This is a genomic window from Flavobacterium sp. GNP011, from assembly GCF_056428925.1.
Map to the genome: position 1 here is coordinate 150105 of NZ_JBWJVJ010000005.1, position 17732 is coordinate 167836.

Below are 17732 nucleotides of genomic sequence, written 5' to 3' on the forward strand. Positions count from 1 at the left end.
TGCGTGAGACCCTCGCTTTAGCTGGAGTATTAAATTAAATCGAAATTAAAATAGTTTGTTTTAAAACAGTTTAATAAATTATTAAAACTTTAAAAAGTAGAAGTATAAAAATTTAAAAAATACACAGATGAGTAGGAAGAATATTTTTGGAATAATTGTTAGTGTAATCGGATTAGCAATGATGGGTTTTGAAATGGGAAAAAACTCAAAAAATGGTGAGAGTAATGCACTTTTATATTTTGGAGGTTTATTTATTGTTTTCGTAGGAGTTTTTATTGTTAGTTTTAATAAAAAAAAAAAATCGATGAACAATAATTCCCCTACGAGCAGGACGTTCTCGCCTGCCTTGGGAATTTATTGCCGTAAAAATAAAATAGTAGTTTAAATAACGGTGCCAAAAAACGTTTGCAATCTGGCGGTTTTGGGCTAAATTTAAAAATAATTATGTAACACCCTGCAAATAATAACTCGAATGAAATCTCTAATCTACCCTTTACTACTGCTGATCATTGTGACACAATTTGCATTTGCACAAGAAAAATTACCTATACTTAAAACTGACAAAAACACCATTAGTATAAAAGAGGGAAATTCTGATTATAAAGATGAATGGACGATAGCGCCAGATGTGAAGCCAGATGTTTTTGTAACACAGAAATTTACAGGAAATAAAATAATTACATTTTATTCAGAAATCGATAGCATATCTTTTACAGTAAAACCAAACAAAAAATATGACTTTATTATTTTGCTAAACGGAAAACACAAAGCTTATACTCAAATAAATACTGATAGCAAAAAAAATCCTTCATTAGAACCTAAACTATTTTACACAAGACTAACAAAAACAGCACAGGCTACAGACACCATACCTTTCACACTTGGAATTGACAATCGAATTCATATGAAAGGTAAAGTAAACAATTCAGAAACTTTAGATTTTATGTTTGATACAGGCGCAAGTTCTTGCGTTATTACTACCTCATTAATTAATAAAAAAGTAAAAATTAATTTAGACGGAAATCAAGAAAATACTGGAACAGATGGAAAAGCAATCGTTAGGACAAGTTCTAAAAATACAATTGAAATCAACGATTTGAAATGGGAAAATGTTTCACTTTTGTCAATTGATTATCAAAAACCATCTTTTGATTTAGTTTTAGGTTGGATTGCATTTGAAGGCAAAATTATTGAAATCGATTATGAAAAAAGCATTATAATAGTTCACCAATCATTACCAAAATTGTCTACTGAATATTCCAAGTTGGAGTTTAAATTAATAGAAGGAATACCCTATATAAAATTAAAACTTATAATAAATGGGAAAGTAAGCGAAAGTTGGTTTGATTTTGATACAGGTTCAAACGGTGCGTTAGTTGTAGGGCAAAAGTTTGCAAAAGAGCACTTTCTTAACAATGAAATGAAACAAATAGGAACAATTACATCCGTAGGTTCTGCAGGAAAGGAAATAATTAGCAATTTAGTTATTTTGCCCAAGCTGAAAATTGGAGATTTTGAGATGTATCAAATTCCTCTATCAATTCAACAAAAAGAAATAGAAAACGTAGAACATAATGAAAACATTGGTAATAAAATTTTAAAAAGGTTTAATGCGGTTATTGACTTTAAGCATCATCACATTTACCTAAATCCAAATAATCTATTTTATGATCAGATGCTAAAAAATTAAATGTTATACAATTAAAAAAGGGCTCTAATACAAAATGGCTCTTGTATAAATCGAATACTTATCTTTGAAAAGAAAACTTGCGTTTGTAACGTAAATACCTAAAAAAGCAACATTATATAACACCTACTAAATCCCAAAAAAATGAAAAAAACAGTTATCCTTTTACTACTTATTGTTTCATTAAAGGGCTTTTCCCAAAACCTAGAGTTATTTGGGAAAGTCGAATCTTACGGCTTACCAGAAACAGGTAAAATTTATTGGACCGAAGAAGGAAAGCAATTTGATCCTAAAAAATTTATACCTTTTGGAAAGGATAGAGCGTTCCGTTTTAAAATAGCCATTGCCGAAATCAAGAAATTAAACAGTCCCGTTTTGGTCTTTGCAATAGACTTAACGCAAGAAACAACTAATCCAAACAGTTGCGTACAGCGCATTAAGGTATTAGAAATTGTAAATGCTTCTGAGTTTGAAAATTTAAAAAACATAGCCCTTAACACTGATTTAGTGTTAAATCTAAATTGTGAAGCCGGTGTTTACTACGATGCTAAAATGGAACAGTTAGAGCAGTTTGTAGGGTCTTACACGCTAACTACTGCTGATAATTTTCGCACCATTAGATTGGGTAATGATTTAAAACGGTACAATGGCTATCTCTCGAAACAGACAAAAGATTATATGACCACAGAAGTTGGAAGTTGGAACTATGATAAAGAACAAAAAATACTTTCTTTTTACGTATTCAGACAAATGAACGAACAATACGGCTTAGTCCTGAGTATGAATAATGAATATAATTTTACGGTTAAACAAAGCGAAGGTCCCATGTTGTTTGAGTCAGAAATAGGAGTCTTGAAAAAAAGATAACACTAATAAAAATGTAAGCTTCTGTAAAAGTTTTTATTTAAAAAAGCGACGATTTTATCAATAAGAACCTCAATGTAGCAATGATAAATCGTGCTTTAAAAATAGATCATGTTGACCAAAATTCAATGCTAATCTTAACCTATAATGAAAATTCGAAAGAATATTTAATCCACAATACCGAAAAAAATAATTAGGAAAATTAAACGAAGTTAGCACGAGCGAAATCCCGCAACTAGCTCTACACTCGAATAAATAAAAAGATTGGTTTTAAGGCAAACGGAGGTTTTGCGGGCATCCAAAAAATACAGAATAATTTGAAAAACTACCATTTTTTGGTAACTTAGTTAAAAAAAATTATGGAACGAAATACTTCTATATCGCTTGGTAATCATTTCGAACAATTTATCAAACACAGTGTTAATGATGGAAGATTCAATAATGCAAGTGAAGTGATAAGAGCTGGCCTCCGTCTTTTAGAAGAAGAGGAAAACAAAATTGTCGCTTTAAGAAAAGCGATCAATGATGGAATTGAAAGTGGACGTGTAGTAGATTTTGATGCTAAAAAACATCTTAATGTTTTAAAAGCAAGAAAAACATCAAATGGCTAAATATTAATTAACAAATAAAGCTGTTGATGACTTAACTGAAATTTGGGATTATACGATCAAAACTTGGTCTGAAATGCAAGCTGAAAAGTTCTATGAATTACTTATAGCATCATGTCATGATCTACAAACAATCCAAAACTTGGCAAAACTATGATATAATTTCGAAAGGAATATTAGGTTTTAAATCAGGTGAACATATTATCTTCTACTCCATTATATCAAAGAACGAAATACAAGTTACAAGAATTCTTCATGGAATGATGGATTTAAAAAGTAAACTTTAAGTAACCAAGTAATACTGCTGGAGTTTGGTTGAGTTCACTAATCTGGCGCGCGCGTCTCGTTCTCGATCCAAAAACAAAAATGCACTAAATCCCTCTCGAAAATTAAAAAGATAGATATTTACAATCAAAAATATTTATGACAAATTGGACTCAAAAAATGCAAGAGATTTTAAATGATAAAACTGAAAACTATACTTCCCAAGAGAAGGCTAATGTTAACCTTGAGTATTTAAAAAACTTACTTGCAAAAATTGAAGGTAATCATATTCCTGATAGTGAAGCACTTCGAACTAAAACGGAACAGGTTATTAATGGCATACAACATAAGACATCGGAACAAAAAGTACGGTACCAAACAAAAAATTTAAATGATATAACTAATTTACAAACCTTTGTAGAAGAAAATTTTAATTATATTCAAAAAGGTAAATTTAAAAGAAGTTATTTAAGTAAGGGTATGATTTTCGGAATGTCTATCGGAATAGCTATTGGTGCTGGATTTGGAAAAATAGCACTAGGTTTACCAGTAGGTATGCTCTTTGGTATAGCAGTTGGGCAGTTAAAAGGTAGTAATTTAGATCGGAAAGCTGAAATCGAAAATAGAGTGTTGTAAAATAAATAATTTATCCCGATTACTATGATTTTAGTTTATATCAGTCTTTAGATTTTAGGATTTTAACGGTAGTCAAGAAGGGAAGCTCTTACCATTTTTAGGAATTAATTGCAGCAAAAAGTAAAATACTAAATTGATTATTAGTGCTAACCGCAATTTAGCAACATGTGTGGTTTAGTCCTAATTTAAAGTTTGTTTTGTAACTTTGTGGCATTATAAAATTGAATATTTCGGCTTTTTTAAGCCAAAAGTCTTTTAAGGGCTTGACCTGTAGGAGCTATTCAAAAACATATAAGATAACAAAATCAAGAGAAAAAATAAAATGGAAGACTGTAATATTTTTGATATATGGGAAGATTATAAGTCTTCATTGCTTGGTTATATTCAAAAGAGGGTAGAAAATAGAGATGATTCAAAAGATATTCTACAAGATGTTTTGTTAAAAAGTTATCAATTTTGCTCAAAAGGAAAAACGGTTTTACACCTAAAATCATGGCTTTATAAGATAACTCAAAATACAATTATTGATTATTATAAAAAGAATAATAAAAGTATTCCTTTAGAATTTGATATCACGGAAGAAGATGACGAAAGTTCTTTTATTGGAGAAGCTTCGGAATACATCAAGGCATTATTAAAGCTCTTGCCAGACGAGTATGCAAAACCATTATATATGTATGATATTGAGAATATTGACCAAAAAACAATTGCAGAGAGGCTTAATCTAACTTTACCAAATACTAAGTCCCGTATTCAAAGAGGTCGTGTTAAACTAAAAGAACGTTTTTTAGAATGCTGTGTTGTGGCTTTTGATACTAATGGTGAAATGACAAGTTTTGATATTAAACCAGAATGCAAATTGCTTCAAGATGAAAAAGAACGTCTAAAAAAAGGTTAAGTTTTTTTGCATCTTTTTTGATTTTTGGAGTCGTAGGCCATAAAATGAAAAAAGTAATCATCATTGGAGGAGGTTTAAGCGGCTTAACAATTGCATACAATCTTAAAAAACAAAACATCCCTTATATAATCCTAGAAGCACAAGATAATTTAGGAGGTAGGATAAATACAGTTAGTGGGATATTAAATTCTCCTATGGAAATGGGAGCAACTTGGTTTAATGCTATTCACACAGATTTAATTCAACTTTTAAAAGACTTAGAAATCAACTATTTTCCTCAGCATATTGAAGGGAAAACTATTTTTGAAACCCATTCTTTTCAACCTCCCCAAATATTTTATGTTCCAAATGCTGAACAGCCTTCATATCGGGTAAAAGACGGCACTTTTGCCATTATTGAAAAACTTGTTTCAATAATTGGCAAGGAAAATATTCATACACATACAGCTGTTCATAAAATAATTGATAAAGAAGACCATGTTGTACTAATAGATTCTTTGGAAAATTCTTATGAGGCAGAAATTGTAGTTTCGACTATTCCGCCCCAAATACTCATTGAAACCATCCAGTTTGAACCTTCATTGCCTTTGCAGTTAACGAATCTAATACCTAAAGTCCAAACTTGGATGAGTGGTTCAATTAAATTTGCTGTAGAATATGATACCCCTTTTTGGCTAAAGAATGGATATTCAGGAACAATATATAGCCAATCTAGCATTGCCGTCGAAGTGTATGACCATTGTAACTATGAAGCCAATAAATTTTCATTAGTTGGATTTTTAAGCGGATCGGCTATTAATTATTCTGTTGAACAAAGAGAACAACTAGTTATCAAACAAATTGAAAATCTTTTTGGAACCATTGTGCCTAGCTATCTTTCATACCATGAGAAAGTTTGGAATAATCAATATGTTTTATCTACAAAACCAAATTCTTTGTATGCCCATCAAAATAATGGGCATGACTTATTACAACTTCCCTACATGAATGACAAACTATTTCTTGCAGGAACAGAAACCTCTTCCATACATCCTGGGTATTTAGAAGGCGCTGTAAGGTCTGCAAATAGGGTGTCTAAAATTATTTTTAAAAAATAACATCTCTTTTTTTGCATCTTTTTTTAAGATGGTCGTCTTAGAGGCATAATTTTTAATTAATAAAATAATTTAATCATGAACACAGGAAACATTCAAAAAAGAGTATTGCTTATTATGTCATCTTATGACGATATGGGAATAAGCGGAAAACAAACAGGAACTTGGTTTACAGAACTAGCTGCACCATATTACATTCTTACAGATGCAGGTTATGAAGTCGTTTTTGCATCGCCAGATGGAGGTGAAGCACCTATCGATTTGCTAAGTATGAAAGTACCTTTTACAACAGAATACACAGATAAATTTCTAAATGACCCAGTAGCTTTATTTGCTGCAAAACACACTAGAAAATTACGCAACATTGATTACAACACTTTTGACGCTGTGTTTTTTCCAGGAGGATACGGTTTATTAACAGATTTAGCTTCAGACCAATTTGTAGTAAAATTAATTCGTGACTTTTACGAAACCAATAGACCAATCGCTATGGTTTGTCATGCGCCAGCAATCTTGAGAGATGTAAAACTTTCTAATGGTAAATTCTTAGTTGAAGGTAAAAACCTTACTGGATTTAAAGATGCAGAAGATGCAGAAATAGAATTAGACAAACATTTATTATTCTCTTTAGAGCAAGAATTAAAAGGAAGAGGAGCTAATTACAAAAGTGTAGCCAACTGGGAACCTAATGTAGTTGTAGATGGAGCTCTTATGACTGGTCAAAGTCCAGCATCAGCAGCACCATTGGCGGAAGCTTTAAGAGATGTTTTGAAAAAATAAATAATTAAAAAAAGTGTAAAGTTGTTTGTTGCTATTAATATCAAGAAACACTTTACACTTTACATTCAAAAATAGTTGTCTTTCTAGAATTCAGTACTAAAGCAGTGGTAGCCAAAATCATTGTAGATAAAAATCCAGAACTGCCTCAAAGTTTTAATATTAGAAGCATTCCTACTCTATTTTATTTTAAAAAAGGAAAATTAGTAGAAAAACAAAATGGAGCTCAAACAAAAACTCTATTAACAGAAAAATTAAACAATCTTATTAATAATTAAGCATAGAATGAAAAATTTATTAAAAACAATAGCTTTTACGTTAATAGTAACGATTGGCTTTTCAGCCAATGCACAAAACACTTCTAACAAAATTAACATACAAAAGAAAGTAGAAGAAGAAGTCTTGCAAGCCAGTAAAAATTGGATTAGAAGTTTTAATTCTGGAAATACAATAAAGATTGCAAATGGCTATACAGAAAATGCTATTATGGTAGCAAAACCATTTGGTACTTTTAATGGCCGAGTGGCTATCGGTGAGTTTTGGACCAAATTTATTCAATCAGGAGCAACAAATTTAATATATACTGACACCAAAGTAAAGGTTATTAATAACAAAAAGGCAATTGTGTCTTCCAATTGGAGTATGAATGTTGGGAAAGGAATCATTACTAATGAGACTTGGGTAAAAATTAATGGAATTTGGGAATTAGAAAAGGACAATTTTGAAGTAAAAGGACAATTTTGAAGTAAAAGAACAATTCAAAAGCAAAAACTAAATGTTACCAATATTCTAAATGAATAACTACAATCACTTATTTAAGGTGTCAAGCATAAATGAAGACAGCCTACAAAATGAGACTTTAAAAGTTATCGAATTACAGATTCGGTTTAATAGATGAAAAATCCATAACTGTCTGAACGTTTTAACATTAACAGCATTCCTTCTTTATTTTACTTCCAAGAAAAACAATTAGTTGAAAAAAAATGGAGCTCAAAAAGAGACTTCATTAACAGAAAAACTAAACAATCTTATCAATAATTAAATATAAAAAAAATGAAAAATTTATTAAAAACAGTAGCATTCGCATTATTAATAGCAGTTGGCTTTTCGGTCAATGCACAAAACACTTCTTTCAAAGTGAATAAACAAAAAAGAGTCCTATTAGTTATGTCTTCTTATGATGATATGGGTATAAGCGGCAAACAAACAGGAACTTGGTTTACTGAATTAGCAGCACCTTATTACATTTTAACAGAGGCAGGTTATGAAGTGGTTTTAGCCTCTCCAGATGGTGGCGAAGCTCCTATTGATTTACTGAGTATGAAAGTGCCTTTTACCACAGATTACACAGGAAAATTTTTAAAAGACCCAGTGGCTTTGTTTGCAGCAAAACATACGAGAAAACTTAGAAATATTGATTATAATATGTTTGACGCTGTATTTGTTCCTGGAGGTTATGGTTTGTTAACAGATTTAGCTTCAGATCAACACCTTATCAAGTTGATTAAAGACTTTTACGAAACGAATCGTCCAATAGCTATGGTTTGTCATGCACCAGCTATCTTAAGAGATGTTAAATTAACCAATGGAGAATATTTGGTAAAAGGCAAAAATCTTACTGGATTTAAAGATGCAGAAGATGCTGAAATCGAATTAGACAGATTGTTATTGTTTTCTCTAGAGCAAGAACTAAAAGGAAGAGGAGCCAATTACAAAAGTGTAGCCAACTGGGCACCTAATGTAGTGGTAGATGGAGCTCTTATGACTGGTCAAAGTCCAGCATCTGCTGCACCATTGGCGGAAGCTTTGAGAGATAGATTGAAAAAATAATATATCGCAAATTATAACATAAGGGTAAGAGCAAGAAGTCTTACCCTTTTTTAAAATTTTAATATTAACATGAAAAATTTAATTAAATCAATAGTATTATTAGTGTTTCTATTAGTTGGGCTTTCAACATACGCACAAGGTTATGACTTGAATGATCCTAATTTAATATTTAAAGACGATAAAGGAAATATACAAACAAGAGAATGGGTAAGTGAATTATTTAAAAAAGGAAGTGTTTCCGTAAGACAAAAAAAGAATACAGATGGCAAAACTGAAATGACATTTAATCTAATAAGTGAAAAAGAAGTAGAAGAAAACAAAAAAAGAGTAAGCGATGGAATTGAAAAGCTAAAAAACACAAAATTTCCAGATTTCAATCTCTCAACTGTTGATGGAAAAAAAGTTTCCAATAAAGACTTGGAGGGAAAAATTGTCGTTTTTAACTTTTGGTTTACAACTTGTGGACCATGTGTTACCGAAATGCCAGAATTAAATAAAATAGCAGAAAAGTACAAGGATAATGAATCAGTTATGTTCATAGCTCCGAGTTTTGAGGAAAATGAAATGATAAAAAAATTCTTAAAAAGAAAATCATTTGATTTTAAAATAGTAGCTCGCTCTACAGAACTAAATAAAAAACTAGGAATATTAAGTTATCCAGTAACCATAATAACTGATAAAATGGGTATTATCAAAGAAGTTATTTACAGTGGAGAAAATATTTTTGATAAGCTAGATAAATTCTTATATAACAATATTTAAGTTTTTGAATGAAATTGCTATTGATAAACTAACTAAAAACATCTTTAGTCTTTAAAGTTATGTATCATTAAAAAAGTTGAACTAGTCATGAAAATAGTAAATTAAATATCACCTATGATAGAATGACATACCAGTTAACAAAATAACTTCAACAGTACACAAAATATTTCTCGAAATAAACAATATAAAAATAAATCATGATAAATGAATTAGACAGAAGATCATTCCTTACAAAAACAGGAATACTTACAGGAGCTTCATTAGTAATGCCAAAAACATTATTTGCGGCACCTAATGAAAAAGAAAAACTAGTCTCTTTAACAAGTGCACAAGGTGATGGTTTTTATACAAAAAAAGTTGGAAATAAAGAAATTACGGTAATTAGTGATGGTTCTTTATATTTTCCTGATGGATTTTTTGCACAAGAGGCAAAAGAAACTCAATTGAAAAAAATTGCAGCGGGTAATGGTTTTTTGAACGATACTACATCTGTACAGGTAAATGCCCTTGTAATTAAAGACTCTAATGGTGTTACATTAATTGATGCCGGAACTAGTAAAGGAATTTATGATACGGTAGGTAATTTTTTAACCAATTTCCAAAAAGCAGGATTCAAGCCAACCGAAGTAAATAGAATTGTTCTAACCCATTTGCATTTTGACCATTTTGGTTATTTATTTGATAAAGAAGGTACCGCAATTTTTCCAAATGCAGAAATAATATTATCTGAAGCAGAATATAATTTTTGGAATAATGGAACTCCTAATCTATCCAATGTAACTGCAGATCATGGAACAAAAGATTTTTTTATTTCCTCTGCAAAAGAAGTTATAAAAAACATGAAAAAACAATTCACGGTAAAAAATCATGGTCAAGAAGTAGCTCCTGGACTAAATATGATAGCAGCGCCAGGACACACACCAGGACATTTTGCTGTTGAAATGGATGGTTTTGTTTATTTGGCAGATACTTTTGTGCATCCTTGGTTGCACCTTCCGCATCCAGAATGGTCTTCAAAAGCAGATGTGGATCCAATCTCTGTTAAAGCCTCAAGAAAAAGAATTTTAGATAAAGTTTCCAATGAAAATTTATTAGTAGCTGGAGCTCATACCAATTTTCCAGGTTTTGGTAGAATCGTTAAAAATGGCAAAGGTTATGACTGGAAAGATATTCCATTTGAATGGAAATAATAATTAAAAACTATTTTATGATGTATAGTAAAGAAAAATTTGATTTCCAAGCCTCTAGATTTGGAATTATTTTAGGTCTCTTTGGCCTAGGCAATATTTGGAAACTAATTAACTTGCCTTATGTTGATACTAAGTTAATTAGTGAGACAATTATGTTAATTGTATTTTTATTATGGGGTCTGTTTGTCATGCTATACATCATAAAATGGGTTTTTAATTTTAAAGACGCACTTGAGGAATTTAAACATCCCATTAAAAATAATTACATTGGTCTATTGGGTGTAACAATGATTTTAAATGCAACTACAATATTCATCTACTATCCATTTTTAGGAAAATCTTTATTTGTATTAGGATTGATTCTTCAATTAGTCTATGGAGTTGTATTTATAGAACAAACTTGGAAAAATCATCATGAATTAAATTTCATAACACCTTCTTTATATATTCCAACAGTTGCGGGTAATTTTGTGTCTGCAATGGTAGCGGGGATGTTTCATTATTATACCTTAGGGTATTTTTTTCTTGGAGTTGGTTTTTTTTCATGGCTTTCTTTAGAGTCTATCATAATGAATCGTTTAAAAAAAGAAAAATTTCCATTAGAATATAAACCAACGTTAGGAATTATGATGGCTCCTCCTGCAATAGCATGTGCAGCTTGTTTGGCTTTAAATCTTGGTGAAATTAATATTATAACAAAATGTCTTTTAGGATATGCTTTATTTCAGCTACTTGTTTTTTTCAAAATATTTATAAGCATTTTAAAAGAACCATTTACACTATCCTTCTGGGCTTTCAGTTTTGGATTAACAACCCTAACTAATGTTACCATACAATATTCCAATAAAACAGATTTTATTTATATAAATAATTTAGCATCTGTTTTATTTGTAATTACTAATCTAGTGATAGGTTTTTTAATCATTAAATCAATCTTTTTTTTAAGAAAGACAAAACCCCTAAGTTTTTTTAATATAGAAATAAAACAAAACTAATCATTGGAGACTGTAGTAATGTATTTTTATTAGATTCAAAAGCAAACTATAAGATTAGAATACATTACGTTTTGTAATTTAGAACAACTATATTTACGGTATACATGCAGCGTTTTTTAAAACATATTGGATATGATAATAATAAGCCTTGAAAAGTGCTTTTGAAATTAATTCTTTAGATAAAAGAAGAAAATTAAATGGTATCAAAAAATATAAAAACCTAAATGAAAACAAGCCACATCAGTAAAAAAGAAATTCAAAAGGGTGAAGAGGTAAAATGTTGGGATATCAGAGAAGGAATTTTCAATTTAATCAAATCAAACTTTCCCGACTTAAAACAAGACGATTATATTTCTATTGACGAATTAAATCAATACAGACGCCTTTATTTGACCTCCTTAATCATTCTGGAAAAAGGAGAAATTGCGGCCATTGATCAAGATGTAATGGAAGCCATAAAAAACAACTCCATTCTTTCTGAAAATATTCAAGATGAAATAGAGGCCGAACTCACTTTCGGTCAAAAACTTGCTGATAATGTTGCTTCATTTGGTGGTAGTTGGATGTTCATCATCACTTTTTTTTCTTTCATCTTAATTTGGATGATCATTAATATTTGGTTTTTAACCACAAAACCATTTGACCCATTCCCCTTTATATTGCTTAACTTGATTCTTTCTTGCTTAGCAGCTATCCAAGCTCCTATTATTATGATGAGCCAAAACCGACAGGAACAAAAAGACAGACAGAGAAGCGAACATGATTATAAAATCAATTTAAAAGCCGAACTTGAAATAAAACTTTTGAGTGAAAAAATTGACCATTTGTTAGCCCATCAAAACAAAAAACTACTTGAAATTCAAGAAATTCAAACAGACTATCTAGAAGATTTAATGAAAGAACTCAAAAAGAAATAAAATTAAAAAACCATACAAAAGTAACTCCACATCTCACTTTGCAAGTTGGTTAGATATTAAACATTATTTCTTTAGACTTCTTTTGTTATTGTTTAGTATATCATCAAACTCTCTTTTAAAACGAGCGTCTATTTTCTCCATTCGCATCGTCTGTAAAGTAGCTCACTAGAGCAGTTGTTTAAAAAAACAATAAATTTAATTCTTCATCATAAATGAAATCCATATTTTAAAAAGTAATTCATTAATAATAATTTTCTTATTTTGTAGTTAAAATCAATTATATTTACAGTAAAACTATTAAACTAAGGTGAAAAGACAAATTTGTATTACGTTACTTTCCATAGATATATCAGTAGCAGTTATATTATGGAAGAGTTAAAAATAGATTAACCAAGCCAACCATCATGATTCTATTTTTAAAAAAATTATTTCAACCAAAAAAGAAATCGCCACAGATGAGTACCAGCATTTTACAGTCGATATTACAAAAATCTAAGGACAACAAAGAAATAATTTCCATTTGGCAATACAACTCAGACAAAGGCTCTCTTGTAGGATACATCACTGAAATTAATGAAGAGTATATTGGTTTTAGGCATTACACCCGTTTTGGCAAACCAGATGGAATTATTTTCATCAGATTGCAAAACATAAAAAATGTAGACTTCAATGATGATTACATTAAGGTTATGGAGTGCCTTATTGAGTATTCGGATATTATTGACAAGCCATCCAACTTTGCTATTCACTTGAATCAATCCGAAAACTGGCAGTTTAGTGCTGTTTTACAATTGCATAATGCTCAGGATCAAATGGCGAGTTTTGAAATCAACGGAAATGAATTTTTCTCAGGTTTTGTAAAAGACCTTTCTGATGAAGATTTTATTCTGAATTGTGTAGCAAAAAACGGAGAAGATCTAGGAACTTCACTTTTTAAAATAGAGGATATTACTGAGGTAAGAGTAAATGATATTGATGATAGAAGAAGATTGTTATTGTACAATTGGCGTAAAGCTACTTTGTAATTCATTCGTAAAAACTAAAATCATAACGCCAAATTGCATAACAATTCTCATTTATTATACGATGAAACACGCTGAATTTACTATTGAAAACAACACAATAGAATTTTGGAACACTATTCTTGGAGTTGAAAAAGTACTACTCAACGGAAAGAATATTTCGAGTAAATTTTCTTTTTCAGGCGCCGACCACGCTATAAAATTACAGGACAGAGATCTGGTTTTAAAAGTCAGATACGTAATAGGAAATATCAAAATGCAATTGATGGAAAATCATCTATTGCTTGAAGAACAATCTGCTAAAATTAGTTTCAAACAGAGGATTTTTGCGGCTTTAATTGGAGTTGGCATAGGAATCTTACTTACTAGACTGACGAGTTATTTATAAATTTAAAATCAAAACTCCTCAGTCCCAAATGTGCTATCGGTAAGATGGTTTATTTACCAAAATTAAACCGTACTTTAGTGTTGTTTTCCTTTTGCAAGTATGCATTTAAAACCAAAAAGAAAACAAATCATTTTTTGAAATAGAACATTATGAAAAATATACAATTAGGATGGGTTGGTCTCGGCAACATGGGTAACCCAATGGTGCTTAACTTACTTAAAGCAGGTTATGAAGTATCCGTTTTTAATAGAACCAAAGATAAAGAAGCACCTTTACTAGCTGCAGGGGCAAAATCAGCAAACAGCTTACAAGATTTAATGGAAACTTGCGATGTAGTTTTGACCATGTTATCTAATGACGCAGCAGTAAAAGAAGTTTTGGAAGGCCTAACAGGTTTATTATCGCAAGTTGATTCAGGAAAAACCATCATTAATATGAGCACTGTATCTCCTGAAACTTCTCGCTATTTAAATACCATTTGCAACCAACATCAAGTAGCATTTATAGATGCGCCCGTTTCGGGAAGTGTAAAACCAGCACAAGATGGCACACTTGTAATTTTGGTGGGTGCTACTCCAGATAATTTCGAGAAAGTAAAACCAATATTTGATGTTTTGGGTAAAATTGCCATTCATGTAGGCGAACCCGGCGTGGCAAGTTCAGCTAAATTAGCTATCAATTACCTATTAGGATTAAATCTTCAAGGAATAGCCGAAACGGTGTTATTTGCCGAGAAAAACGGCGTGAGCAAAGAAGACATGTTAAACATTATCAATCAAGGCGCTTGTGGTAACGGCATCACAAATATCAAAACTCCTTCTATTTTAAGCGATTCCTATCCATCAGCATTTGCCTTAAAACACTTGGTTAAAGATTTAGGCTTGGCCAAAGCTGCAGGATTAGATTCGCCACTCATTCATCCTTTGTATGATAGTTACGCTACAGCTGAAAAAGAAGGATTGGGCGATCAAGATGTAATGGCGATTATTAGTAGTTTGAAAAGTAAATAGGGTTTTATAATTCTATTAAATACCCACAAAAACAAGAAAAGCTTCACTCATTACGATGTAGCTTTTCCTGTTTACTGGAATCAGAAAACGATATTACTTTGTTTTCATTGGTGGCAAGTCAAATGCAGCAGGCTCATGCTCAAAACTATTGCGGTGTGCACCATCACAAAAAGGTTTGTTGGCAGATAAACCACAACGGCAAAGCCCTAATGCGGTTCTTCCTTCTAATCCGTATGTTTTTCCTTCACAGTCTGTAATTTCAAAATCACCTTCTATTTTTATAGAACCATTCTTATTGATTGTTAATTTAGTCTTGCTCATATTGCTGTATCTTTTTTTAGAATTCAAAGATTGTAAAATAATTTAAAACCTGTTCAACATAGTGTAGTATTTTATTGTTGAATAGGGTTATTTACATTAATTCTATTTTGTTGTACTTCATGAAAAGTGTTTTTATTCAGCAAGAACAATCAATTTCAATCAGAGAAAAACAACAAAAAACTCACAGTCTGTTAAGCATTTTAAAGTTTTGAACCAATTCCAAATAATACTTTTTTTACTCAAAAAAACAATGTAAACAAGTAAATTGTACATTTGTCCAAAATAGAACAGTATAACATTTCATATATAACATGAGCCTTCTAACAAAAATCAATGTGCTGCGCCGAGCTATAACTCGTGGACTTACAAAAAATATTGGTAACTCAGCTAGCAACTTCGCAATAGATCCTTCTCAAAAAATAACAATTAAAAAAATTTTAATTTCTAGACCCAATCACAGGCTTGGGAACTTACTACTAATTACTCCGCTTGTTCAGGATGTCACCAACACTTTTCCAGATTGTAAAATAGATTTGTTTGTAAAGGGTAGCTTGGCACCAATTGTTTTTCAAAACTATGACAACATTAATAACATTATAGAATTACCCAAAAAACCTTTTAAAGATCTTGTTGCTTATTTTAAAGTATGGGTGAAAATCAAAAGTGAAAAATATGATATTGTAATAAATGTGGATAAAAACTCCTCTTCTGGTAGGTTATCAGCACAATTTGCAAATGCGAAATACAAATTTTTTGGAGAAGAAGACGAAATACTCCGAATGAAATACCCTGATTACGATCATATTGCAAAGTTTCCTATCTATGAATTCCGAAGTTTTCTAACTAAATTAGGTTTCCCCGAGAATCATGCAGCTTTGCCTCCATTAGACATCAAACTGACAGCAGCGGAATTACTAGAAGGTAAGAGCGCTGTTGATGCTTTAGTACCAAATGACAAAGAAACCATTTGTATTTTCACCTATGCTACAGCTGACAAATGCTACTCTACAACGTGGTGGGAAGAATTTTATGCGGGTCTAAAAGTAGAATTTTCTGATTACAATATCTTAGAAATTTTACCTGTTGAAAATGTTTCACAAATCAATTTTAAGGCAACTTCATTTTACAGCAAAGATGTAAGAGAAATAGCTGCTGTAGTTGCAAATACAAAACTTTTTATAGGAGCTGATAGTGGCATTATGCATTTAGCAAGTGCCGGTTTAACTCCTACTGTTGGGTTGTTTTCAAGGCCAAACATTGATATCTACAAGCCTTATCACAACAACAGCATAGGAATCAACACAAACATAGGTACTACAAAAGACTGGATTGAAACAATAAATAACGTATTGCTTAAACAATAATTAATCACATCCTACTTAAAAATATATCATTAGAGGTAGAAATATTGAAACCGTACATCGATTAAAATACTTAACGTAGTTGTACCGACTTAAGAACAAAATTTCTGCTTCCGCTCCTATTTGCATTGCTTTGTATGGGAGCAATTTGATCGTAAAATCCAGAAACTTTAACTCTGATGTTAGATCATATGACAGTTTCAGTTAAAGATCTGGATGGCATAGTTGATTTTTACAAAATGTATTGAAGCTATCAGAAATCACAATCCTGACCAAACGTATTAAGGAGTTTACTTGGTATTTAAACCCGTAATTCTGAAGCTTTAATCACTAATAATCAGTTTACTAAACAGCTTCTAATAAGACCGTCCAAGACTACTGAAAAAGAGTACAGTTTCCTTAGATGGACTTAAAAAAATTCCATATTTAGAATACGTGAAAAATGAAACTTTTACTCTGAATTCTATAATCCTTTTTACTTTTTTATATACCAACTTTGTAAAAGAATTTACAGAGTCTAACAGTCTAAATAAAACTTAGGATTATGAGTGATCAAGCAAATGAACATACAATAGAAGGAATAGATAAACTTAAAAGCCTAGTTACAGAAATTAACACCTGTCTTTTTTGCACCAATCTCAAAACGAATGATGGAGCAACCACAAGACCAATGGGAGCTGTACACGTATGTGAGCAAGGAAATATTTGGTTCTTCAGCGAAAAAAATAGTGATAAAAACAAAGAAATCGAGCAAGATTCCAGTGTTCAACTATTTTTTGCACATCCTGGAAAAGGAAGTTACATGGTTGTTAATGGTGAAGCATCAATAATTACCAATCAAGAAAAAATCGAAGAACTTTGGTCTCCTGTTGTAAATATTTGGTTTAAAGATGGTAAAAACGACCCGAATGTTTCGCTAATTAAAGTAAAACCAAGCAGTGCCTATTTCTGGGACACTGACGGAAATAAAATGATTAATTTTCTGAAAATGGCGGCATCTGTTGTAACAGGAACTAATTATGTAACTGGTAATGAAGGAAAAATTAAACTTTAAAACAAAAAAACGCCCCAATTGTGGGACGTTTTGAATATAAATATTTTTAATTTT

The 17732-nt window shown here is 31.0% G+C and carries 23 protein-coding genes; 22 read left to right on the top strand and 1 reads right to left on the bottom strand.

Translation table 11 applies throughout. The annotated features are described in order from the left end of the window. Positions 1 to 127: 127 nt before the first annotated feature. The 20 genes from AC061E_RS06730 to AC061E_RS06825 all read left to right on the top strand — a co-directional run bounded on the left by AC061E_RS06730 (position 128) and on the right by AC061E_RS06825 (position 14942). Complete coding sequence (locus AC061E_RS06730; RefSeq protein WP_478285553.1) at positions 128 to 385, top strand: hypothetical protein; 258 nt, start codon at positions 128 to 130, stop codon at positions 383 to 385. Positions 386 to 472: 87 nt separating this feature from the next. Beyond that, entirely contained in the window at positions 473 to 1690 is a 1218-nt protein-coding gene (locus tag AC061E_RS06735; protein WP_478285554.1) for a retropepsin-like aspartic protease, read from the top strand. 141 nt (positions 1691 to 1831) lie between these two features. Continuing rightward, positions 1832 to 2554, top strand: coding sequence for a hypothetical protein (locus AC061E_RS06740; RefSeq protein WP_478285555.1), 723 nt, complete (start codon positions 1832 to 1834; stop codon positions 2552 to 2554). Between the two features lie 356 nt (positions 2555 to 2910). Beyond that, positions 2911 to 3162 carry a type II toxin-antitoxin system ParD family antitoxin gene (locus AC061E_RS06745; RefSeq protein ID WP_478285556.1) on the top strand — a complete coding sequence of 84 codons (252 nt, stop codon included), beginning with the start codon at positions 2911 to 2913 and terminating at the stop codon, positions 3160 to 3162. 55 nt (positions 3163 to 3217) lie between these two features. Continuing rightward, the gene (locus AC061E_RS06750) at positions 3218 to 3316 is read left to right on the top strand and encodes a hypothetical protein (protein WP_478285616.1); all 99 of its coding nucleotides are present in this window, start codon (positions 3218 to 3220) and stop codon (positions 3314 to 3316) included. Further along, a complete protein-coding gene (locus tag AC061E_RS06755; RefSeq protein ID WP_478285557.1) occupies positions 3279 to 3446 on the top strand; it encodes a hypothetical protein in 168 nt (55 codons plus the stop codon). The genes AC061E_RS06750 and AC061E_RS06755 overlap by 38 nt, the downstream gene beginning before the upstream one ends. A 136-nt stretch (positions 3447 to 3582) precedes the next feature. Then, a complete protein-coding gene (locus tag AC061E_RS06760; protein WP_478285558.1) occupies positions 3583 to 4059 on the top strand; it encodes a hypothetical protein in 477 nt (158 codons plus the stop codon). Positions 4060 to 4381: 322 nt separating this feature from the next. Then, positions 4382 to 4957 (top strand): sigma-70 family RNA polymerase sigma factor, encoded by a 576-nt coding sequence (locus AC061E_RS06765; protein WP_478285559.1) that lies wholly within the window; start codon positions 4382 to 4384, stop codon positions 4955 to 4957. A gap of 44 nt (positions 4958 to 5001) precedes the next feature. Further along, positions 5002 to 6054 carry a flavin monoamine oxidase family protein gene (locus AC061E_RS06770; RefSeq protein WP_478285560.1) on the top strand — a complete coding sequence of 351 codons (1053 nt, stop codon included), beginning with the start codon at positions 5002 to 5004 and terminating at the stop codon, positions 6052 to 6054. 75 nt (positions 6055 to 6129) lie between these two features. Continuing rightward, the gene (locus AC061E_RS06775; RefSeq protein WP_478285561.1) at positions 6130 to 6831 is read left to right on the top strand and encodes a type 1 glutamine amidotransferase domain-containing protein; all 702 of its coding nucleotides are present in this window, start codon (positions 6130 to 6132) and stop codon (positions 6829 to 6831) included. Between the two features lie 71 nt (positions 6832 to 6902). Continuing rightward, positions 6903 to 7106: a thioredoxin family protein gene (locus tag AC061E_RS06780; RefSeq protein ID WP_478285617.1), complete on the top strand. Its 204-nt coding sequence runs from the start codon at positions 6903 to 6905 to the stop codon at positions 7104 to 7106. Between the two features lie 7 nt (positions 7107 to 7113). Further along, a complete protein-coding gene (locus AC061E_RS06785) occupies positions 7114 to 7572 on the top strand; it encodes a Cif family virulence factor (RefSeq protein ID WP_478285562.1) in 459 nt (152 codons plus the stop codon). 309 nt (positions 7573 to 7881) lie between these two features. After that, complete coding sequence (locus AC061E_RS06790; RefSeq protein WP_478285563.1) at positions 7882 to 8658, top strand: type 1 glutamine amidotransferase domain-containing protein; 777 nt, start codon at positions 7882 to 7884, stop codon at positions 8656 to 8658. Positions 8659 to 8727: 69 nt separating this feature from the next. After that, the gene (locus AC061E_RS06795; RefSeq protein WP_478285564.1) at positions 8728 to 9420 is read left to right on the top strand and encodes a TlpA family protein disulfide reductase; all 693 of its coding nucleotides are present in this window, start codon (positions 8728 to 8730) and stop codon (positions 9418 to 9420) included. A 197-nt stretch (positions 9421 to 9617) separates the two neighbouring features. Continuing rightward, positions 9618 to 10610 (top strand): MBL fold metallo-hydrolase, encoded by a 993-nt coding sequence (locus AC061E_RS06800; RefSeq protein WP_478285565.1) that lies wholly within the window; start codon positions 9618 to 9620, stop codon positions 10608 to 10610. Further along, a complete protein-coding gene (locus tag AC061E_RS06805; RefSeq protein ID WP_478285566.1) occupies positions 10601 to 11605 on the top strand; it encodes an SLAC1 family transporter in 1005 nt (334 codons plus the stop codon). The genes AC061E_RS06800 and AC061E_RS06805 overlap by 10 nt, the downstream gene beginning before the upstream one ends. Positions 11606 to 11829: 224 nt before the next feature. Further along, positions 11830 to 12522 (top strand): DUF1003 domain-containing protein, encoded by a 693-nt coding sequence (locus tag AC061E_RS06810; protein WP_478285567.1) that lies wholly within the window; start codon positions 11830 to 11832, stop codon positions 12520 to 12522. Positions 12523 to 12977: 455 nt separating this feature from the next. After that, positions 12978 to 13547 carry a hypothetical protein gene (locus tag AC061E_RS06815; RefSeq protein WP_478285568.1) on the top strand — a complete coding sequence of 190 codons (570 nt, stop codon included), beginning with the start codon at positions 12978 to 12980 and terminating at the stop codon, positions 13545 to 13547. Between the two features lie 61 nt (positions 13548 to 13608). After that, a complete protein-coding gene (locus AC061E_RS06820) occupies positions 13609 to 13932 on the top strand; it encodes a hypothetical protein (RefSeq protein WP_478285569.1) in 324 nt (107 codons plus the stop codon). Between the two features lie 149 nt (positions 13933 to 14081). Further along, positions 14082 to 14942, top strand: coding sequence for an NAD(P)-dependent oxidoreductase (locus tag AC061E_RS06825; RefSeq protein WP_478285570.1), 861 nt, complete (start codon positions 14082 to 14084; stop codon positions 14940 to 14942). Between the two features lie 93 nt (positions 14943 to 15035). Here the strand turns inward: AC061E_RS06825 and AC061E_RS06830 are convergent, their stop codons facing one another. Continuing rightward, complete coding sequence (locus tag AC061E_RS06830) at positions 15036 to 15263, bottom strand: CDGSH iron-sulfur domain-containing protein (RefSeq protein WP_144889096.1); 228 nt, start codon at positions 15261 to 15263, stop codon at positions 15036 to 15038. A gap of 311 nt (positions 15264 to 15574) precedes the next feature. On the opposite strand from AC061E_RS06830, the gene AC061E_RS06835 reads away from it, so the two are divergent. Continuing rightward, on the top strand, positions 15575 to 16627 hold the full coding sequence (locus AC061E_RS06835; protein WP_478285571.1) for a glycosyltransferase family 9 protein: 1053 nt from the start codon (positions 15575 to 15577) through the stop codon (positions 16625 to 16627). Between the two features lie 541 nt (positions 16628 to 17168). Further along, on the top strand, positions 17169 to 17678 hold the full coding sequence (locus AC061E_RS06840; RefSeq protein ID WP_478285572.1) for a pyridoxamine 5'-phosphate oxidase family protein: 510 nt from the start codon (positions 17169 to 17171) through the stop codon (positions 17676 to 17678). Positions 17679 to 17732: the final 54 nt, after the last annotated feature.